The organism is Halomonas sp. ATBC28 (assembly GCF_005937175.1).
GTDB classification, from domain to species: Bacteria; Pseudomonadota; Gammaproteobacteria; order Pseudomonadales; family Halomonadaceae; genus Vreelandella; species Vreelandella titanicae.
In genome coordinates this window covers 48,241-68,649 of sequence record NZ_VCQL01000020.1, presented here as the reverse complement: position 1 = coordinate 68,649, position 20,409 = coordinate 48,241, and the positions used below count along the sequence as shown (strand labels likewise).

17 protein-coding genes are annotated in these 20,409 nt (G+C 55.5%); 7 read left to right on the top strand and 10 right to left on the bottom strand.

Features of this window, described 5'->3' with window-relative positions:
- Positions 1–157: 157 nt before the first annotated feature.
- The gene (locus tag E0L35_RS20270; protein ID WP_022523138.1) at positions 158–2,140 is read right to left on the bottom strand and encodes a sigma-54-dependent Fis family transcriptional regulator; all 1,983 of its coding nucleotides are present in this window, start codon (positions 2,138–2,140) and stop codon (positions 158–160) included.
- Positions 2,141–2,428: 288 nt separating this feature from the next.
- Here E0L35_RS20270 and E0L35_RS20265 point away from each other — a divergent pair, with 288 nt between their 5' ends.
- The 3 genes from E0L35_RS20265 to E0L35_RS20255 all read left to right on the top strand — a co-directional run bounded on the left by E0L35_RS20265 (position 2,429) and on the right by E0L35_RS20255 (position 6,424).
- Entirely contained in the window at positions 2,429–4,243 is a 1,815-nt protein-coding gene (locus tag E0L35_RS20265) for an NAD(P)/FAD-dependent oxidoreductase (protein ID WP_138801273.1), read from the top strand.
- 15 nt (positions 4,244–4,258) lie between these two features.
- On the top strand, positions 4,259–5,329 hold the full coding sequence (locus E0L35_RS20260) for a 2,3-butanediol dehydrogenase (protein ID WP_278371250.1): 1,071 nt from the start codon (positions 4,259–4,261) through the stop codon (positions 5,327–5,329).
- Between the two features lie 498 nt (positions 5,330–5,827).
- Positions 5,828–6,424 (top strand): OmpW family outer membrane protein, encoded by a 597-nt coding sequence (locus tag E0L35_RS20255; protein ID WP_027957556.1) that lies wholly within the window; start codon positions 5,828–5,830, stop codon positions 6,422–6,424.
- Positions 6,425–6,566: 142 nt separating this feature from the next.
- On the opposite strand, the gene pepQ is transcribed toward E0L35_RS20255, so the two are convergent.
- From pepQ to E0L35_RS20220, 7 genes are all read right to left on the bottom strand, one after another.
- Positions 6,567–7,865, bottom strand: coding sequence for a Xaa-Pro dipeptidase (pepQ, locus tag E0L35_RS20250; RefSeq protein ID WP_138801272.1), 1,299 nt, complete (start codon positions 7,863–7,865; stop codon positions 6,567–6,569).
- A 42-nt stretch (positions 7,866–7,907) separates the two neighbouring features.
- Positions 7,908–8,819: a LysR family transcriptional regulator gene (locus tag E0L35_RS20245; RefSeq protein WP_138801271.1), complete on the bottom strand. Its 912-nt coding sequence runs from the start codon at positions 8,817–8,819 to the stop codon at positions 7,908–7,910.
- A 49-nt stretch (positions 8,820–8,868) separates the two neighbouring features.
- A complete protein-coding gene (locus tag E0L35_RS20240; protein ID WP_027957554.1) occupies positions 8,869–9,942 on the bottom strand; it encodes an oligopeptide/dipeptide ABC transporter ATP-binding protein in 1,074 nt (357 codons plus the stop codon).
- Positions 9,939–10,955, bottom strand: coding sequence for an ABC transporter ATP-binding protein (locus E0L35_RS20235; protein ID WP_009287009.1), 1,017 nt, complete (start codon positions 10,953–10,955; stop codon positions 9,939–9,941). Before E0L35_RS20235 ends, E0L35_RS20240 begins: the two co-directional genes overlap by 4 nt.
- 7 nt (positions 10,956–10,962) lie before the next feature.
- On the bottom strand, positions 10,963–11,919 hold the full coding sequence (locus tag E0L35_RS20230) for an ABC transporter permease (protein WP_138801270.1): 957 nt from the start codon (positions 11,917–11,919) through the stop codon (positions 10,963–10,965).
- Positions 11,916–12,965 carry an ABC transporter permease gene (locus E0L35_RS20225; protein WP_039859109.1) on the bottom strand — a complete coding sequence of 350 codons (1,050 nt, stop codon included), beginning with the start codon at positions 12,963–12,965 and terminating at the stop codon, positions 11,916–11,918. Before E0L35_RS20225 ends, E0L35_RS20230 begins: the two co-directional genes overlap by 4 nt.
- Before the next feature lie 199 nt (positions 12,966–13,164).
- A complete protein-coding gene (locus tag E0L35_RS20220) occupies positions 13,165–14,745 on the bottom strand; it encodes an ABC transporter substrate-binding protein (protein ID WP_039859107.1) in 1,581 nt (526 codons plus the stop codon).
- A 297-nt stretch (positions 14,746–15,042) separates the two neighbouring features.
- Between E0L35_RS20220 and E0L35_RS20215 the strand changes: the two genes are divergently transcribed.
- The gene (locus E0L35_RS20215; protein WP_022523150.1) at positions 15,043–15,588 is read left to right on the top strand and encodes a hypothetical protein; all 546 of its coding nucleotides are present in this window, start codon (positions 15,043–15,045) and stop codon (positions 15,586–15,588) included.
- A gap of 67 nt (positions 15,589–15,655) precedes the next feature.
- Here E0L35_RS20215 and E0L35_RS20210 read toward each other — a convergent pair whose 3' ends face one another.
- On the bottom strand, positions 15,656–16,042 hold the full coding sequence (locus E0L35_RS20210; protein ID WP_022523151.1) for a glutaredoxin: 387 nt from the start codon (positions 16,040–16,042) through the stop codon (positions 15,656–15,658).
- A 287-nt stretch (positions 16,043–16,329) separates the two neighbouring features.
- Between E0L35_RS20210 and mpl the strand changes: the two genes are divergently transcribed.
- Genes mpl through E0L35_RS20195 form a run of 3 tightly spaced genes read left to right on the top strand, consistent with a single transcriptional unit; the run spans position 16,330 to position 18,992 of the window.
- Positions 16,330–17,724, top strand: coding sequence for a UDP-N-acetylmuramate:L-alanyl-gamma-D-glutamyl-meso-diaminopimelate ligase (mpl, locus tag E0L35_RS20205; protein WP_022523152.1), 1,395 nt, complete (start codon positions 16,330–16,332; stop codon positions 17,722–17,724).
- Positions 17,721–18,365 (top strand): flavin prenyltransferase UbiX, encoded by a 645-nt coding sequence (locus tag E0L35_RS20200; RefSeq protein WP_009287003.1) that lies wholly within the window; start codon positions 17,721–17,723, stop codon positions 18,363–18,365. Before mpl ends, E0L35_RS20200 begins: the two co-directional genes overlap by 4 nt.
- A gap of 3 nt (positions 18,366–18,368) precedes the next feature.
- Entirely contained in the window at positions 18,369–18,992 is a 624-nt protein-coding gene (locus E0L35_RS20195) for a LysE family translocator (RefSeq protein ID WP_009287002.1), read from the top strand.
- Between the two features lie 18 nt (positions 18,993–19,010).
- Here E0L35_RS20195 and E0L35_RS20190 read toward each other — a convergent pair whose 3' ends face one another.
- On the bottom strand, positions 19,011–20,408 hold the full coding sequence (locus tag E0L35_RS20190) for a bifunctional DedA family/phosphatase PAP2 family protein (RefSeq protein ID WP_022523153.1): 1,398 nt from the start codon (positions 20,406–20,408) through the stop codon (positions 19,011–19,013).
- Position 20,409: the final 1 nt, after the last annotated feature.

The window sequence follows — 20,409 nt, the reverse complement described above, 5'->3', positions numbered from 1 at the left end:
GCCGAGTGCAGGTTTCCGCGAGGGCGCTGTTAACCCATCCGTGGGCGCTACTTTCGCCATCCATGGCGAAAGACCCTCGCTTCAACCTGCCCTCGCACCGTGTTCTCAAGATATGTTGCAGTTATTTCCCAATCAAAAGCTTTGAAGTAGCTTTTTATCACCCCTGCCAATTCGGCGGCACTATGTCTTGGCGCTGCATTTGCCGGTATATCGTGGGCCTTGAAACCCCGAGAGCGCGAGCCACGGCGCTAATGTTCCAGTGCTGCTCCTTGAGCATTTCCAGCAATGTGTGATCGCTGTCGCTACCAGCGTCTGCAGGCAGGGGAGTTGCTTGCCGAGTGATGCGTTGGCTTAGGCACTGCTCAGGTAAGTCATGAACGGTGATTTCTTCGTTTTCTGAGGTGGCCAGTGCAAAGGCCAGCGCATTCTTTAGCTGACGGATATTACCGGGCCAGGCGTAAGCTAGTAGGGCGCTAATGGCATCGGCCCGCAGGCGCGGTGATTGGCTGGAGGCTCGCTCCTGGATGATGTCATCAAATACGCGGCGGATAACGTAGAGCTTATCGGCGCGGTCGCGTAGCGCGGGCAGGCGCAGTTGAGCCCCGTTAAGGCGGTAATAGAGGTCTTCGCGGAACTCACCCTGCTGGATCATCGAATCGATATTGCGATGAGTGGCGGTAATCACCCGAATATCAACCTTTTCAGGCTTATTGGCCCCAAGAGGCATCACTTCTCGCTCGGCCAGTACGCGCAGTAGGCGGGTTTGCAGGGCCAGCGGCATATCGCCGATTTCATCTAAAAACAGTGTGCCGCCGTGGGCTTGGGGAATCAGCCCGCGCATGCCTTTGGCGCGCCCGCCGGTAAAGGCGCCGGGCTCGTAACCAAACAGCTCGCTTTCGATCAGCGCTTCGGGAATGGCGGCACAGTTTACTGCGATAAAGGGGCCTTTAGATCGGTTGCCGCTGTCATGCAGAGCACGGGCAACGACCTCTTTGCCGGTGCCGGTTTCTCCGCTAATCAGCACATTGACGCTGGCTTCGTTGCGCAACCGTTCAGCCAGTTTCTGCACTTTGCGCATGGCGGGGTCGTCGGCGCCGAGGCGTACCAGTGGTTCCGGCAGGCTGGAGGCGAGAGGTTGTGCTTGCTGAGCAGGGCGCGGGCGGCGTGGCTCCAGCAGGCTAATAAAGTAGATCGTGTTATCGACCCTGGCGCGAAAAGCACGCAGTTGATCGTCGGTGGCGCTATTAATGCTGAGTACATCGGCGATCTCGCACTCGAATAGCTCCCCCAGCATTGGGGTGTGATGGGCTGACCAGGGTGGCCAACGGCGCTGGTGTTCACTTATCAGATCACGACCCACTGCGTTGGCAGCAATCACTTGCCCGTTCTCTTCAATGGCGATGAGTCCGCGCCCGTTTACATGCACGAACTCTCGCGAGGTATCCAGCCGCACCATCAGGCAGTCACGGTAGCGCTGGAGAAAATAGGCGTCCTCAATCATGCGTGCGTAGAGCGTTACCAGCGAGAGGCTGAAATTTTGACTCTCATGCTGGGTAGGCGATTGCAGCGCGGAGATATCCAGCACGGCCATGACGTTGCCTTGTGGGTCGGCGATGGGGGCGGCAGTACAGGTAAGCGAAATATGCGAGGCGTCGAAGTGCTCCTGGCGGTGGCAGATAATCGCCTGGCGATCATGCAGGCAGGTGCCTACGGCACAGGTGCCCGCAAAGCGTTCGTCCCAGTCAGCACCGAGATAAAGGCCTGCTTTGCGCAGTTGCTGGTCTTGGTTGGGATCGCCACGAAACTCAACGGTTATCCCGCGGTGGTCGGTGAGCAGTAGCACGTAGCCGAGTTGCGCAATTTGCTGATAAAGCTGGTCAACCCCGGCTCTTGCCACATGCAGGAGTTCATCCACGGATTCCCGGTGCTCAATCAGGATTTGCTGGGGCACTACCCGGGCTGGGCGTGGCTGGGTGGGATCGAGCTGGTACTCGTTTAGGCAGCGCAGCCAGGAACGCCGAATGGTTTGCTGGGCCGGTAGCTGCGGAACTTCCAGGCCTTCGCCGAGCTGGAAAATATGCTCAATATGCTGGCGCTGGACGGATTGCAGCCGTGCAGGCAGAGGCGATTGAGTAGGCATGGCGTAGTTCACCGTAGGGATTGTTATTGTCCTTCCAGCCTATGCGCTCTGGCGTGGGTGTCAACGCAGTGCTATTACGCCGTTAGTCGTGCGTTACACCTGTAACACCTAGCTGTAAACAGTGTGACAGGTGTCCACCTCCTCACTACGTCTTATCGCCGCTTCGTTTTATTAAATAACGTTATCTTTCAGTTGGTTGTAGTGGCTTTGTGTGTTTTGGCACGGCGGATGCTTGGAGTTGGGTGTCTCACAAGCAATTCAACAATAACAAACGATGGAGTTCTCGCTATGTCACAGACACCGACACAAACACATCAAACCGCCACGGCGACTGTCCAAGGGTGGCTGAGTGATTTTGATAAAGCGCTGCAAGCCCAGGATATTCAGCGTGTTTTGTCGCTATTTAATGAGGAGTGCTACTGGCGCGACTTTGTAACCTTTACCTGGAATTTAAAAACCTGTGAGGGAAAAGATGCTATTCAGGCCTTGCTCAATGCCACCCTGGAGAACACACGTCCTTCGAACTGGCAGCTAGAAGGCGAAGCTACCCAAAACGGCGATATCAGTGAGGCGTGGTTTACCTTTGAGACCGCGGTCGCCAGCGGCAAAGGTTACCTGCGTCTAAAAGACGGCAAATGCTGGACGCTACTAACCACTATGCAGTCGCTTCATGACTACCCCGAACCGCGTAACCACAACCGCCCAAAAGGAGCTGAGCACGGGGCCAATAAACAGCGTGAAACCTGGTTAGAGTCACGGGAGCGCGAAGAGGCAGAGCTTGGCTATACCCAACAGCCTTACTGCGTAATCATCGGCGGAGGCCAAGGTGGGATTGGCCTTGGGGCGCGGCTGAAGCAGATGGACGTGCCGACCATCATCATAGAGCGCAACGAGCGAGCCGGTGACTCCTGGCGCAAGCGCTATAAATCCCTCTGCCTGCATGATCCAGTCTGGTACGACCACCTTCCCTATATTCCTTTCCCTGAAAACTGGCCGGTGTTTGCCCCCAAAGACAAGGTGGGCGATTGGCTGGAGATGTACACAAAAGTGATGGAGCTCAATTATTGGAGTTCCACTGAGTGTCAGAATGCACGTTATGACGAAGCCGCAGGCGAGTGGGTGGTTAACGTTAAGCGCAACGGCGAAGAGATCACGCTACGCCCGAAACAGCTGGTAATGGCCACCGGGATGTCGGGTATGCCCAATGTGCCGACATTTCCGGGCGCAGAGAGCTTCGCAGGCGAACAGCAGCACTCTAGCCAGCACCCAGGGCCGGATGCCTACCAAGGTAAAAAGTGCGTCATTGTGGGGTCGAATAATTCCGCTCACGATATTGCCGCGGCACTCTGGGAGCACGACGCCGATGTGACCATGCTGCAGCGTTCATCCACCCATATTGTGAAGTCGGACTCTTTGATGGAGGAAGTGCTGGGGCCGCTCTACTCCGAAGAGGCGGTGGCCAATGGCTTAACCCACGACAAGGCTGATCTGATTTTTGCCTCGATCCCCTACAAGGTGCTTCCGAATTTTCAGCGCCCGGCGTTTGAGGCAATCAAACAGCGCGACGCCGAGTTTTATCAGAAGCTGGAAGACGCGGGCTTTCTGCTCGATTTCGGTGACGATGACTCCGGGCTGTTCTTGAAGTACCTGCGCCGGGGCTCAGGTTATTACATCGACGTAGGCGCCTGCGACTTGGTGGCTAACGGCGATATCAAGTTGCGAAGCGGTGTGGGCATTGAGCGCATTAACCCCCACTCCATCACACTTACCGATGGCAGTGAGCTAGAGGCAGATTTGATCGTCTACGCCACCGGTTATGGCTCCATGAATGGCTGGGCGGCGCGGCTTATCTCTCAGGAAGTGGCGGATAAAGTCGGCAAGTGCTGGGGCCTGGGCTCTGACACCACCAAAGACCCCGGCCCTTGGGAGGGCGAGCTGCGTAATATGTGGAAACCCACCCAGCAAGAGGCGCTGTGGTTCCACGGCGGCAACCTGCACCAGTCGCGGCACTACTCACACTATTTAGCGCTGCAGTTAAAGGCACGCATGGAGGGACTGGAAACGCCTGTCTATGGGCTGCAGCCGGTTCATCATACGTCTTAACAGGAAGGGTAACCCATGAGTCAGTCAAGCATGCAGGCAGCGGTTTGGTACGCAGCAAAAGATTTACGCGTTGAGCAAGTTTCGGTTCCCACTATCAGCGGCCCCCATGAAGTGAAAGTGAAAGTGGCTGCCTGTGGTATTTGCGGCAGTGACTTACACGAGTATGCTGCCGGGCCGATTTTTATTCCGGTGGGCAAGCCGCACCCCATTAGCGGCGAACAGGCGCCGATCATTATGGGCCATGAGTTCGCTGGGGAAGTGGTAGAGGTCGGCGAGAAAGTCACGCGGGTGAAGGTAGGCGACCGCGTGGCGATTGAGCCGATCCTTTCCCCCAACAAGGATGGCGCTTATCAGATGGAGCGCTACAACCTCACGCCCTTGCTGGGCTTTCACGGCCTTTCGGGCGGTGGCGGCGGCTTTTCCGAGTTCACCGTGATGGGGGAACACATGGTGCACAAGCTGCCGGATGACCTCAGCTTCGAGCAGGGTGCACTGGTAGAGCCCGCGGCGGTAGCGCTGCATGCGGTGCGCCAAAGCTGCCTGAAAGCCGGGGATAGCGCGGTAGTTTTTGGCGCGGGGCCAATTGGCTTGATGACCATTGAAGCGCTAAAAGCCGCAGGCGCTGCTCAAATATATGCCGTTGAGGTCGCGCCTTCACGGAAAGCCAAAGCCGAAGCGTTAGGGGCCATTGTGGTTGACCCACAGCAGGAGGATGCGGTTACGAAGCTACAAGCCTTGAGTGGTGGCGGGGTAGACGTGGCGTTTGAAGTCACCGGCATTCCTGACGTGCTGAATCAGGCGTTGCACAGCACCCACGAAGGGGGCGAAGTGGTGGTGGTGAGTATCTGGGAAGGAGAGGCCAGCTTCCAGCCTAACGACCTAGTCATCAAAGAGCGCACCATGAAGGGCATTATTGCCTATCGCCATGTTTACCCAGCGGTAATGGCACTGATGCAGCGGGGCTACTTCCGCGCCGAGGACATGGTGACCCAGCGCATTCCACTGGCGGATATCGTGGAGGAGGGCTTTGAGGCACTGCTAAACGACAAAGCTCAAGTGAAAATCATCGTGACACCCAACCACTAATCTGAGGATTCCGAAGCGTAAACAAACGCATATGATGCTTTGTGATGCAAAAAGACCTCAAAGCGCGCAATGCTGGTGCATTTTGTTTGCTGCAGTGCGTCGGAGGTTGATGCTAGTGAAGTGGTTTTTTATTAACTATTTGATTTTTAATGATATTTAAAAAAGTGGCACGCAGATCGCAATGTATATGGCAAAGGATGAGTGAATAGAGAGGCGTAATTAACTATCTGGCTTCTTTTCCTTCTTCATCCACGTTGCTACCGGCTGGTAGCAACAAACCGAGTGAGCTGGCGTGCTCCACCTGGTCCCCTTCGGGGGACTTTTTTTTGTGCCCGGATTTTATATTAGAAAACTATCAGGGTTCAGTTTCTTATAACAATATTTTACAAGCAATTTGGAAACGGTGTTCGTATACTATACCCTGTACAGGAAAGTTGGATAGCAAGTACCGCAATCCCCAAGCGCAAGGAACTGCGCGCTGCATAGAGGATGACCCTTATGAGTAATATGAAACTGATTTCTGCTGCTGTAATCACTGCCGGTTTCGCACTGGCAAGCCAGGCGGCTCTCGCTTATAACGCTGGCGATGTATTCGTTCGTGGTGGTGTTGCCCAAACGGATACGGGGTCAGGTAATGGCAATCTGAATGGTGATTCACTGAACGTGCAGAGCGCTCGCGGCTTCACCTTTGGTGCTGGTTATCTGTTTACTGATAAGGTTGGCGTTGAACTCAACAGCTCTGAGAAGTTCGAGCACGATCTGAACACCTCTGCCTTAGGCGATGTGGGTAGTGTTGATCGTCTACCTGTTAATCTACTCGTGAATTACTACCCGATGGGTGGCCTGGATTCACGTGTACAGCCTTACGTTGGTGCTGGCCTTAACTACACACGCTTCTCTGGTGAGCCGAGTGGTGTGAATGTTGATGAAAGCTACGGCGCGATCGGCCAAGTAGGGGTTGATCTGGCCGTGACTGATAATATTATGCTCAACGGTTACGCAAGCTACGCTGACGTGAACGCAGATATCAACGTCGGTGGTGAAGTTGACATCGAACCCGTCACCATTGGCGGTGGTGTTACTTACCGCTTCTAAGTTTTACTAGACATTAGCTTTACTGGATTTTAGCTTTGCCTGGGTTTTAGTTTTGCTAAGTCTTCTGAAATATCACTACGCCCGGCCTTGAGCCGGGCGTAGTGCGTTGTAGAGTGCCGATTAGCAAGACGTTACAGAGGGCTTATGGCGTTAAGTTATCAAAGCCGCTCTCTGTCACTGCTACGTTATCTTCGATACGAATACCGCCACAGGATGAGAGTTGGTCGACCAACGGCCAGTTAATGGGCAGTGAGGTGTTGCGCAGCGGGTCGAGCAGCATGGCGATAAAATAGAGCCCGGGTTCAATGGTAACGACCATGCCAGGGCGCAGCGTGCGCGTCAGCCGTAGCGCTGGGTGCTGCTCTGGCGCAGGGGCGGGCGTGCCATCCGGGTGGCGTAATCCGGCCACATCATGCACTTGAAGGCCCAGCGAGTGGCCCAGTCCATGAGGGCAGAATACCCGCGTAACGCCCTCGGCAACCGCTTGTTCTACGGTGCCTTTAAACAGATCATTAGCCACCAATATTTCACCCAGGTGGTGATGCATCTGCTCGTGCAGTGCTAAAAAGTTAATGCCTGGGGCTACGCCTTTGACTAACTCATCTTTCAGCCCATGCATGGCGGTGACCAGTTCGCCAAACGCGACGGGGGCATCGGGGCCAGCGTATGTGCGGGTAATATCGGCGCAGTAACCTCGAAAGCGGCGACCCGCATCCACTAGCAGGCTATAGCGCTGTTTAGGCGCGTTAAGGTCGTAGTGTTGATAATGCAGCACGCCAGCATGCTCATTTAAACCAATAATATTTTGGTAGGGCACGTTTGACTCGCGCTGGCGACTCGCTGCTAAGTACGCCAGCTGAATATCCAGCTCACCGGCGGCGCCGATAAAGGCGGCCTGGGATGCCTGATGGCCCGCTATCGCTAAACGGTTGGCTTCACGGATACAGGCGATCTCATAGGGCGTCTTAAACAGCCGTAATTCATCAAGGGCATACACTATGCGCTCAGGGTGATGCTCAGCTTTTAGCGCCTGCTGGGTGCTGATGGGAAGACGCTCGATATCGCCAATAACGGCGGCATTTCCCGAAAGCGGTGGGGAGATTTTCTCGCTGCATAAGTGGATATCAAACGCCTCTACCCAGGGCTCATCGGGTAGCTGAGTGGGCTGGTGCCAAAAGTCGGCGGGCGCATACAAGTAGAGCTGGGGGCGCTTTCCTGGCTGAATAATCAGCCAGCTATGCTGCACATCGGCTAAACCCACCCAGTGCATGAAGTGCCCGTACGCCTGAAAAGGAGGGGCGTGGTCATCTGCAAAATGGTCGTTGGCATGGCCACTGTAAATTGCCAGGTTATCGAGCCCGTGGTCGGTCAAAATATCCGAATAAGCGCGCTGTAGGTGCGCTATATGCTCGCGTTGCAGGTTAAATAGGGTGGTTGACATACAAAGCTGTGCCCTCTCTTAAGTAAGCTTTCTCAAATGGGGTCATACACGGGGCGGCGCAAGTTCGCTCCACAGGCTATCCAGCTCCGCGTGGCGATGATTTTGATGACGGTATAGCCGTAGCTCCATAGGCACATCCCAGCGACTATCGCCTGCTCTTACCAGCGTGCCTTGAGCAAGCTCTGCCGCGACGTTGCGTTCTGGCAGCCAACTCATGCCGTAGCCAAGTAGCACCAGCTCTTTAATACCGGCCGCGTAGAGATTTTCACTCTGTGCAGTTAAATAGGTGGTTTGGGGGAGCCTGGCTAGGTGTGCTTTAACCGCAGACCCCAACAACCCACGCTTGGGGTAGGCAAGCCAAGGCAGCGGTTGATGGCGCGAGCCAGGCAGCAGTGCGTTCGGTTCTCCCTCTGGGTTTAACCCAGTCACTGGAATCAGTCGTTCATGCCCAATCACACGATAATTGCAGGCGCTGGTGTCGATCTCCAGGTCGCAGCGCCCAATTGGCCAGTAACAGATAGCCAGGTCGCACTCGGCACGCGCTAAGGCTTGAAAGTAGTCATTGGCCACCCAGCCGGTCGCCCGCAAATACGGCTGTACGCGATCTTGCCACCCCGTAGACGCCAACCATTCCGGTAAAAAATGCGGCAATAGGCTCTGCGGTGCTGCGACCATAATGCGCCGCTGCTGGCCAGCGTTAATTTCGCGCACCCGGTCACGGGTCAGCCGCACCCGGTCGGTCACCTGTTCGCACAGGGTCAAAAACTCCTCCCCGGCCGGGGTGAGTGAGAGCGGTAGCGTTTGACGATTAATCAGCGTTACGCCCATCTCCTCCTCAAGCAGTTTAATCCGCCGGGAGAAGGTGGGTTGCGTAACGTTTTGATCATCTGCTGCGCGTGAGAAGTGCCGCGTTCTGGCCAGGGCGATAAAATCTTCTAGCCAGCGAATTTCCATGCTCTACCTCTCAGCGCCTGGGGTCGCTGTATAGAATACGACGCCCGCTTCATAGGCGTCCCTCCTCAACAGCGTGGCACGCCACTCGGGTTCCGTCATCCTGTGTTTGCAGCAAGGGGATCTCTTGCTTACAGCGCGCATTGGCATGGGGGCAGCGGCCATGAAACACGCAGCCGCTAGGCAGGTTAACTGGGGTCGGCACTTCGCCGGTGAGACGAATATGCTGGGGCCGGTCATCCTTCAAGCGTGGAATGGCCGAGAGCAGCGCCTGGGTATAGGGGTGGCGCGGCTTATCGAACAGTGTCGCGGTGGTGGCAACTTCACACACCGTGCCTAAGTACATCACCGCCACGCGGGTGCCAAAGTGCTCCACGACGGCTAGGTCGTGAGTAATGAACAGGTAGGTCAGATTGCGCTCTTGCTGGGCTTCCATCAGCAGGTTGAGCACCTGGGCTTGAATCGAGACGTCCAGTGCGGAGATAGGCTCGTCGGCAACGATGAACTCAGGGTCAACGGCCAGGGCGCGGGCAATGGCAATACGCTGCCGCTGGCCGCCGGAGAACTCGTGGCCAAAGCGTTTGCCCCAGTCCGGGTCGATGCCCACTGAGCGCATCACTTCCTCTACCTTGTCGAGAATTTGCGGCCGCTTCCAATCAGGGTGGTGCAGGCGTAGCGGTTCTTCCAGGGTTTGCTGAATAGTCATGCGCGGGTTGAGCGACGCATAAGGGTTCTGGAAGATCATCTGCATCCGCTTGCGATAGGGCAGCAGTTGGCGCGAGCTTAAGTTATCGATGCGGTTGCCGTCGTAGCGAATCTCACCCTCTGTTGGGGTCAGCAGCCCCATGACAGTTCGCGCCACGGTGGACTTACCGCAGCCCGACTCACCGACCACGCACAGCGCTTCACCGCGTTTGATATCCAGATTCACACCATTAATGGCGTGAACGTGCTCTTGGTGGCGAACCAGCTTACCGCCCTTAAAGCGCAGCTGATCGAGAAAATCCCCAGAGAGCGAGAAGCGCTTTTTTAGATCGCGAATCTGGAGTAGCGAATCAGCGCTCTGTTCGTTCTGACGTGGAGTAGGATTATGGCTGTCCGTTATAGCCTCAGCGTGCGCACTCATGAGGTTTCCTCTTTCAAACGGCGATCTTCGAGCATTTCAGCGACCATATGACACGCCACACGGCAATTGCCGGATTCGACAAATTCAGGCACCTGCTGGGTGCAGGCGGGGCGGGGCTGGCCATCGGCACGATTGATAAAATCGCAGCGCGGATGAAACGCGCAGCCGCTGGGCAGGTTAGAGAGTGACGGCATGCTGCCGCGAATCTGATTGAGCTTTTCACCCGGCGTTGCCATCTGAGGCAGGGCGTTGATTAACCCCTGGGTGTAAGGGTGCTGCGGGTCGTTGATAATCTCCCGTGTTGGCCCTTGCTCAATGACTCGGCCAGCGTACATGACCAGCATGCGCTGGGTGACCTGGCTGACCACGCCCAGGTCGTGGGTGATCAGAATAAGCCCCACATTGTGCTGCTCGCAGAGATCAAGTAGCAGCGCCATGATCTCGGCTTGAATGGTCACATCAAGTGCCGTGGTGGGCTCGTCGGCAATGATAATGTCCGGGTCGAGGAGCAGCGCAATGGCAATAATAATCCGCTGACGCATACCGCCTGAAAGCTCGTGAGGGTACTGATCCAGGCGCGTTTCCGGCGAAGGGATTTGCACCTGTTGGAGTTTGTCCAGGGCGATCGCACGGGCTTCTTTGGAAGAGATGCGCCGGTGGGCTTTTAAGCACTCGACCATCTGCTCGCCAATGGAGAGCACCGGATTAAGCGTCATCATTGGGTCTTGGAAGATCATCGAAACGCGGTTGCCGCGTACTTTACGCAGGCCACGCTCAGACATGCGGTTAAGCACCTGACCGTCAAACGTCACCGTACCGCCGGCGATAAAGCCCGGTTTGGCGATCAAGTTGAGCAGCGAAAACGCGGCAACCGATTTGCCTGCGCCGGACTCACCGACAATACCCAGGCGCTCACCGCGCTCAAGGCTGAAACAGATATCGCGCAGGGCGTGCACTTCACCCTGGCGCAGCGCAAAGCGTACATCGAGGTTGTTGACTTCAAGTAGTGCCATGGTGTCCTCAGCCTTTGTAGAGTCGTGGGTTCATGACATCACGCAGCCAATCGCCGAGTAGATTGATCGACAGCACCAGTACCACCAGAACTGCACCCGGGATCAAGGTGATCCACCAGGAGCCGGACTGGATGTAGTCAAAGCCCGATTTGATCAGTGAGCCAAGCGAGGGGTGGGTCTCTGGCATCCCCAGTCCCAGAAACGAAAGCGCCGCTTCAGAGATAATCGCGTTGGCAATCTGCACGGTAGAGATAACGAATATCGGTGACATGGTGTTGGGCAGCACGTGGCGGAACATAATCCGTTTGCTGCGTAGGCCCATCACGCGGGCGGCATCAACGTACTCTTTGTTTTTCTCTGCCAACACTGAGGCGCGCACGGTACGGGCATACTGGGGCCATTCGGCCAGGCCGATAATCAGGATCAGCATCATCACCGCGTACTGGCTATAGAAGGCGCTACCCATGGTCGCTTTGACCAAAGCGCCCACCACGATAGCGACCATAAGTGTCGAGAATGACAGCTGAATGTCTGCCAGGCGCATCAAAATCGTATCGACACGACCGCCCAGGTAGCCCGCCATTAGGCCGAAGGTGACCCCTAGCAGCGCCTGCAAAATAACCGCACCGAAACCAATCAGCAGCGATACGCGGGTGCCATATAGCACAATCGACCATAAGTCGCGCCCCTGGGCATCGGTACCTAGCGCGTAACGCTCATCTGCACCGTCAATCCAGAAGGGCGGCAGTTCAGATGACATAATGTCTATCTGGGATAGGTCGTAAGGGTTCGTGGGCGCCAGCAGCGGTGAGGCAAAGGCGGCGATAACCATGCAGATAAACATAGCCAGGCAGAGCTGGGCGGTGCGGTCACGCTTGAAGCTGTACCATATATAGGAGTCGCGCAGGCGTTCCCAGCGGCTGGGTGAGGCGCTCGCTGGGGAGGAATTGTTGGTGGTGCTCATGCGGGCTTCCCAGTCAGTTTAACGGTGGGGTTCACCATGCCGTAGATGAGATCCACGATGGTGTTAGTGACGACAAAGATCACGCCGACGATCATCAGGTAGGTCACAATCAGCGGTATATCGGCGCGGTTGATCGCATCCAAAAACATCAAACCCATGCCGGGCCATTGGAAAACGGTCTCGGTCAAAATGGTGTAGGCCACCATGGTGCCGATCTGTACGCCGCCCACGGTAATCACTGGTAGCATGGTGTTTTTAAGGGCGTGAACGAAATAGACCCGGCGCATAGAGATGCCTTTTGCGCGGGCATACTTGACGTACTCCGACTGCAGGACTTCCATCATTTCGGCGCGAATCAGACGGATAAACAGCGGTAGCATAATGGAGGCCAGTGAAACCGCCGGTAGCACTAGATGCTGTAAACCGTTCCAAGTTGCCAGGTTGGTGTCCCAGTTGCCCACCACGTTAACGAGATCATAACCACGGCCGAAGGAGGGCATATTGCCTTCGGTGGAGAAGAAGTCATTCAGCCATGCGCCCCAGCCGGTACTTTCGGGGAACAGTGTGACGGTGACGCCGATGGCGAAGATTTGAATCAGTACGATCGCGGTCAAGAACACTGGAATCGAGATACCGATAATCGATATACCCATAAACAGGCGTGAAATCGGTGAGCGCGGTTTGATGGCGCTATATACCCCAATGGGTACCGAAAGCAGCACAATAATCAGCGTCGCGGCAAATACCAGCTCCAGGGTGGCGGGTAAGTGGCGAGCAATTACTTCTAACGCCGGTTCGCGATAAAAGTACGAGTAGCCAAAATCGCCTTGAACGGCGTTTTTAGCAAAACGAGCGTACTGCACCAGGAAGGGGTCATTGAGGCCAAAGCGCTCGCGAATCTCTTCACGCTCGCTCTCCGGCACTGACTGGCCAACCATCTGCTGTATGGGGTCACCCAGGTTATCCTGAATGGCGAAGGCCAGCACGCTGATGACAAACATCACCAAAATCGCGTGCATCAGCCGCTTGATTAAAAAGGCAATCATGGCGTACGCCACCTATATGAGGGGTTCATCAAAGGGAGTAGGGGCATGTTATGCAGAGTTCTCACAGACGCGAACTGCCAGCTAAAAGGCTTCGCCCCCTAAACGCTTAGGGAGCGAAGCATCCTTGCGGTTTACTTGTTGGCTGTTAACGCTGTAGTGACTCTTTTCTAGGCATTTAATCAATCAGCGCTGTGAGCGCTTAATCGTCGCTGCGATTAATGACCAAGTCACCCAGGTAGGGGAAGTCAAGGGCGTTGACTACAGGCTCAATCTCAACCCCTTCAGCGGCCGCGTAAGCAAGGTTCTGCCAGTGCAGTGTGATATAGCCGACGTCTTCATAGAGCATGGCTTCGGCTTCGCGCAGCATTTCGTTGCGTTTTTCCAAATCGGTTTCACTATCGGCTTCGGTGACGAGTGCGTCGATCTCTTCGTTGCAGTAGCCACCGTAGTTGTATTGGCCAGCACCGGTCTCTTCATCGAAGCAGAAGGTTAGATACTGGAAGAAGTTAGCGGTATCTTCGGTATCCGCGTGCCAGCCGATCATCGCCATATCCGATTGGCGGGTATCGTACTCAGGCCAGTACTGCGCCAGGGGCATGGTACGCAGGTCAACGTCAATATTGATTTGTGCCAGCATATTGGCGACCGCTTGGGCGATCTGGGCATCGTTTACGTAGCGATTGTTGGGGGCAATCATTTCAACGCTGAAGCCGTCTGCGTAGCCCGCTTCGGCCATTAGCTCTTTGGCGCGTTCAATATCGTAGCGTGGCGTTAAGTCTGGGTTGTGACCGGAGTAACCTTTGGGTGATATCTGTCCGGCGGGCGTCGCGAAGCCGCGCATTAAGCGGTCGGCAATGCCTTCCTGGTTAATAGCCAGATCAACCGCTTGGCGAACGCGGGCATCCTGGAAGGCTTCAACGCGGTCTTCGTTCATTTGGAAGCCAATGATACGCGTACCGTCAACCTCAACCAGATTAACGCCGTCGGCCTCGCGTACGCGATCCAAATCGTTGGGAGGCACGGCATCAATAAAGTCGACACCGCCAGAGAGCAGGGCGGCAACCCGTGAGGCGTTCTCAGCGATGGGTGTCAGCACGATATTAGAGACATTGCCTTCGCTTTCGGTATCCCAGTAGTCTTCGAAGCGCTCAAAATCTACCCGTACACCCTGACGGCGGTCAGTCACCATGAACGGACCAGTACCGGAAACATTGCGCGAAGCAAAGGAGTTGCCAGCTTTAACGATCTCACCTTTGTCGTTGCCGCCCTCGGTTTCACCGCTATAGAACTCGCTATCCATCGGGAAGATGTAGGTAGCCAGGTTGAGTAGCAGCGGGTAAGGTTCGGTGGTGACAATTTCAACGGTGTAGTCATCAACGGCTTCGGCGCTGGCAACCGGCTCAAAAATAGCGCGATAGTCAGGGCTCTCTTTCAGACGCTCAATGGTCCATACCACGTCTTTGGCGGTGAATTCGTTACCTGAGTGGAAGGTAACGCCTTCACGCAAGGTCATGCGCATGGTGGTTTCGTCGACCTGCTCCCACTCGGTGGCTAAGCGCGGCTCAAACTCAAAATCTTTTGTCCAGCGCACCAGCGGATCAAATGCCATATGAGAAAAGCGCAAGACGCCGCCAGAAAGCTGCTCGTGGATATCGAGGGTTTCAGGGTCGGCGGAGTAGCCAATACGCAGCGTTTCAGCACTTGCGGTCATCGGTAGTAACGTCGTACCCGCAACCACTGCACCAATAACGGAAGCCAGTAAGGTTTTCTTGAGCGTCATCATCGTTCCCTTAAATCATTGTTTATTTTTCGTTTTACCGCCGTTTTCTTGGCTAGAAGCACCCTTCCCGCCAGGAAAGCGTCGGCAAAACAGACACGGTCAGTTGTTAAGCCTATTTACAACACAAGCGCACAACCTAGGCTTACAACATAGAGAGTGCCTATCGCGTCATACAATCGAAATAATGACAGGCATCATTCGTCTACTGAATGATGGGGCTAATAGCGGCATGCTGAAGGCTTGTTTTAAGACGAAAGTAGTAAGCGAAAAGCGACACATAATAGGGCGGAAAATCTTATGTGGAAAAAAATTGGGATAGCGTTGATGGGGGGTTGGCTACCTATCACTGGTTTTGCCACTGAGCCTGTGGGGCAAAGTCCTCCTCAAGGTGGCTCTGAGCGCGCGGCGCCTGAAATAGCAGGGTCGTTGGATGATGAGTTGCGGGAGTGGTTTATTTTACACCATGGTAATGACTCAAATGCCTCATTCGTAGAGCTAGGCGACGATATCAATATTGATATCGCTGGCTCTGTTGACGATGAGAAGTGGGACGGCGAGGAGGCGCTCTCTATTAGCCTGACCGTGAACGAAGGGCAGTTGATCAATGCAGTGGTTATTTATTCCATTGGGGCTTCTATTGCCCCGCCGCTGTTCACCTCTGAAGGGGGGGAAGTAGTAGTAACACTGACTCACTATGACCGTACCAGCCAAACGGTTCGCGTAGCTGGGAAAATTGAGGGGGCGCTGGGACTGCAAGTCGAGCTAGGTGAACCGCCAAGCCAGGAAGAGGGCATTGAGATCGACGTGGTGTTCGATGTAGAGGCGCAAAAAGTAGAGTTCTAATGCCTAGGTCGACGTTTGCCGACCTGGTGACAAGACCTCAGTGGCTATCCATGTCCATCAAAAGCGCTTAACCGAACTGCTGGTGCAGCCAGGCATTAATAGTGTCAGATTCGTACATCCACTCTTCACGCCCATCGTCGTGGGTGATTCTCAAGCAGGGCACTTTGACTTTGCCACCCCCTTCCAAGAGCGCCTGCTTATGGGCAGGATCAAGTTGAGCATCACGTACCTCAATGTTTAAACCCAGCCGCGCTATCTCTTTGCGCACCTTGATGCAGAAAGGGCAGGTGCGAAATTGGTACAGCGCAAGGTTCTGGCACGCTTGATCCACCTTGGCTTGCTCTTCAGGCGTACGCTCTACTGACTTAGGCGTGGAAAGCTTCTCGGAAATCAGCATGACCGGGGCGAGCACCAAGCGAAGACCACGAAAGAAATAGCGAATTAAAATGCGCATCGAAAAAGGCTCCTGTGCTGAGATGTTGGCTTACATCAGCGTGACAAATGGGAAGAAAGGGATCGTCATCATTAGTAAACAGTGGCCGCATCCTGCAACAACTAAAGGGATTTGTCACTTGAGTGGTGCTTTGTCAGCGTTTATGGCGATGAATAGATGAGCAAATAGCCTCAACATGCTAGGCTGCTTAGCTATTTTTTAAACCGGTTTTTAAACCGGTGGCTATTTTTACGCCATTTTTTGGCTTTTAGTAAATTGGTTTACGGGCGATTAACGGGGCGAGAGCCATGCATCTGCATATTATGGGTATCTGCGGCACCTTTATGGGTAGCCTGGCACTGCTGGCGCGTGAAATGGGGCACCAGGTGAGTGGCTCCGATCAGAATGTTTACCCACCCATGAGCACCCAGTTGGTTGATGCGGGCATCACCTTAATGGAGGGCTACCACGCCGAGCATCTGTCACCAGCGCCGGATCTTGTCGTGGTGGGCAATGCCTTGTCACGGGGCAATGAAGAGGTTGAAGCGTTACTCAATAGCGGCCTGCCGTATACCTCGGGGGCGCAGTGGTTGGCGGAGCACGTGCTGCCCGGCCGACGCGTCATTGCCGTGGCAGGTACCCATGGTAAAACCACCACCGCCAGCGTATTAGCCTGGCTTTTAGAGAGTGCCGGCTTAGCGCCGGGGTTTTTAATCGGTGGCGTGCCACGTAATTTTGGCGTATCGGCGCGTTTGGGTGATCCGCAGGCGCCGTTCGTGGTGGAAGCTGATGAGTACGACACGGCTTTCTTCGATAAACGTTCCAAATTTGTTCATTATCGTCCGCATATCGCCATCCTCAACAATCTTGAGTTTGACCACGCCGATATCTTCCCCGACTTGGCAGCCATCGAGCGCCAGTTCCATCACCTGGTGCGCACCGTGCCTAGTCGTGGCCACTTATTAGTTGCTGATGAGCAGCCTGCCCTTGAACGTGTGCTGAGCCAGGGCACCTGGACGCCGGTAGCGCATTTTGGCGATCAGGCCGCGAGCGAATGGCAGCTTAAACTAGAGCGCGCCGACGCCAGTCGCTTCCAGGTGATTTATAGCGGTGGCGAGCCCGGCCTGGATGAAGACGGAGTCGTTGAGTGGGCGCTTACCGGCGAGCATAACGCACGCAATGCGCTGGCAGCGCTGGCAGCGGCGCATTTGTGTGGGGTTGATCTAGCCCGTGGCTGTGCGGCGCTGGCGCGTTTTGAAACGCCCAGGAGGCGTCAGGAAGTGCGTGGTGAAATCAATGGCATTCAGGTGATCGATGATTTCGCCCACCACCCCACGGCGATTGCCGCGACGCTCAAAGGTCTACGTGCGGCCACCACGAAAGGACGCCTGCTGGCGGTCATCGAGCCGCGCTCCAATACCATGCGTTTAGGTGCTCTGCGCGAGCGGTTACTCGAGAGCGTGGCTGACGCTGATGGCGTTTTTTGGTTTCAGCCCGCCGGGCTCGACTGGTCGATGGACGAGCTGGTTGCCACGCAAGGTGCGCATGCCCAGCTGTTTAGCGATATTGATACGCTGGTGGCAGCAGTGGTCACTCAAGCGTCACCGTTGGATCGCATTGTGGTGATGTCCAACGGTGGCTTTGAGGGCGTGCATGAACGCTTGCTCGCCGCATTAGCCGCAGCCAAGGAGGGGAATGCGTGACAGATAGAGCCGACGCATCGTTCAAAAAACCGATTACCGTGGCACTCACCGGCGCATCCGGGGCTCAATACGGTTTGCGCTTGATCGATGTACTAGTCGCCGCAGGCCATGAAGTGTGGGTCATGATTTCGAAAGCTGCGCACATGGTCATCGCCACAGAAACAGATATTGAGCTACCCGCCCAGCCCCAGCGTTTAGCCGAGGCGCTGAGTGAGCGCAGTGGGGCACAGCCTGGTCAGATCCGCTGCTTTGGCCGCGAAGACTGGATGGCGCCGGTGGCATCAGGCTCTGGCGCGCCCTCCACCATGGTGGTGTGCCCGTGCTCTACCGGCACGCTTTCTGCCGTCGCAACGGGGGCTAGCAATAACCTGATTGAGCGGGCGGCGGACGTGGCGATTAAAGAGCGCCGAACGTTGGTGCTGGTGCCACGAGAAAGCCCGTTTTCGCCGATTCACCTAGAGCACATGCTGACATTGAGTCGCTTGGGAGTGGTCATCTTACCGGCAGCCCCAGGATTTTATCACTGTCCACAAACCATTGATGATCTGATTGATTTTATTGTCGCGCGTATTCTTAACCAGTTGGGAATCGAGCATTCGCTGGTGCCTCGCTGGGGAGAGGTTGGAGATAAGGATGAGTGATCTATGATGTCGTGGGCCACGCTGTCGGTTTTTGTGCCAACGTTTCTGTTTGTCTCGCTGACCCCAGGTATGTGCATGACCCTCGCCATGGTGCTGGGCATGACCCAAGGCGTTAAACGCACGCTGTGGATGATGGTGGGCGAGCTGCTGGGCGTTGGTTTAGTGGCTGCCGCCGCAGGCGCGGGGGTAGCTGCGTTGATGCTGCGTCAGCCAGAGCTGTTTGTGCTGTTTAAGTGGGTGGGCGGCGCTTACCTGGGTTATTTGGGTATTATGATGTGGCGTTCCCGTGGGCGCATGGCGATTCCCAGCGAGCTGGATGCGGGTCCACCCGCTAGCCCCCTGCAGTTAGCCATGCAAGGGTTTGTTACCGCGGTGGCAAACCCGAAAGGGTGGGCATTTTTTATGGTGCTGCTGCCGCCTTTTTTGGATAGTAGTCGCCCACTGCCGGGGCAGCTCAGCCTGCTGATAGCGGTCATTTTGACCATTGAGTTTGTCAGCATGCTGGTCTATGCCACCGGCGGCAAAACGCTACGCAATGTGCTCGGTAAAAGCGGCAATGTCCGGCTCCTGAATCGCATCGCCGGAACACTGATGATTGGGGTAGGCCTGTGGCTTGCCTTGGGGTAAAGCGGTGTCGATTTAAAGCTAAACCGGTGGGAATAAGCCGACGCGAGCGCTGATAAGCACTAGCGATGCCAGGCTGAGCAGAAGCCACGGGCAGGGTCGCATCGACGGGCGCGACTGCTGCTGCCAATGAAGTAGCGTGAGTGCGCAAACGACCAAGCCGAGTAGCGCGCCTCCCACCAGATCACTGAACCAGTGCACGCCCACCACCAGTCTTGATAGCGCCATGGGCAGCGCAAGCGCTAGTGCTATCCAGTACACCCAAAAGCGTTTTTGACGGGGTATCTCGGCCGCAACGAACGCCGCTGTAAGGCCAACGAGCACCACGGCGGTGGAAGTGTGGGCGCTGGGGTAGGAGAACGAGCCCATTAAGTAGTCCGGTGTCTCTGGGCGAGCACGACCAAACAGCCCTTTGCCTACTGTGTTTAGCAAGGCGACGCTGGCAAAGGCGCCACTCCAGTGCAGTAAAGCCTCCCATCTCTTGCTCACCAGCATCCATGCTGCCCAAGGCAGTGTTAAAGCGATAATGCCTAGGGTGTCGCCAATGCGTGCAAAAACATTCCCCGCTCGGTACAAAACATCGCTTTGCAGCCAGGAGAACAGTTGCTGAATGAACAGATCAATCTCAAGCGGTTCATGGTGGGCGATGACCAGCAGTGTCCAGCCAGACAGACTGCCTAGCGCTATGACCAGTAACAGTAGTGAAGCCAAGGGGACATCGCCGGTTTGACTCATGGCCAGCCATGGCCTGCGTAGTAGCGGCATACGGCGAACGCTGACAGCAATAGCCCGGTAAAGTCGCCCATGCCGTGTCGCTTGATGCCGACCCCAGGAGAAAATCACCGCGAGCACGACAATGATCGCTGCGAGGATAAGCAGCGCAGCCTCTATGCCTGGCGGTAGATTCAAATGGTGCTGCCAGGTACGCCCCAACAAATATCCGGGCAGTATATAGGCAGGCGCCCACAGTGCTGCAGAAGTGACGTTAGCCCAAATAAAGGTGCGTGGTGGCATACGCATCATGCCTGCTACCAAGGGAATAATCGGTCGCACTGGACCGACAAAGCGGCCGATAAACACTGACCAAATGCCATAGCGCTCAAAGAACCGTGCCCCGCGGCCCAACCATTCGGGATGCAGGGAAAGGGGCCATCTCTGAGTGACCTGCTCGTGATGTTTAAAGCCCAGCGAAAAACTGACGCCGTCGCCTAAAATAGCGCCTATGAAGGCAGCACCGATTAACCATGCCAAGCCAAGATCCTGATGTCCCGCCAGGGAGGCTGCGGTAGTGATTAACACCACGCCCGGCACCAGCAGCCCGATCAAGGCAAGTGATTCTACTAATGAAATCGCCAGCACCAGACAGACGATCAACGCAGGCGATGGCGTTAATGAGTGGAGCAGATCGGCTAGCGGCAAG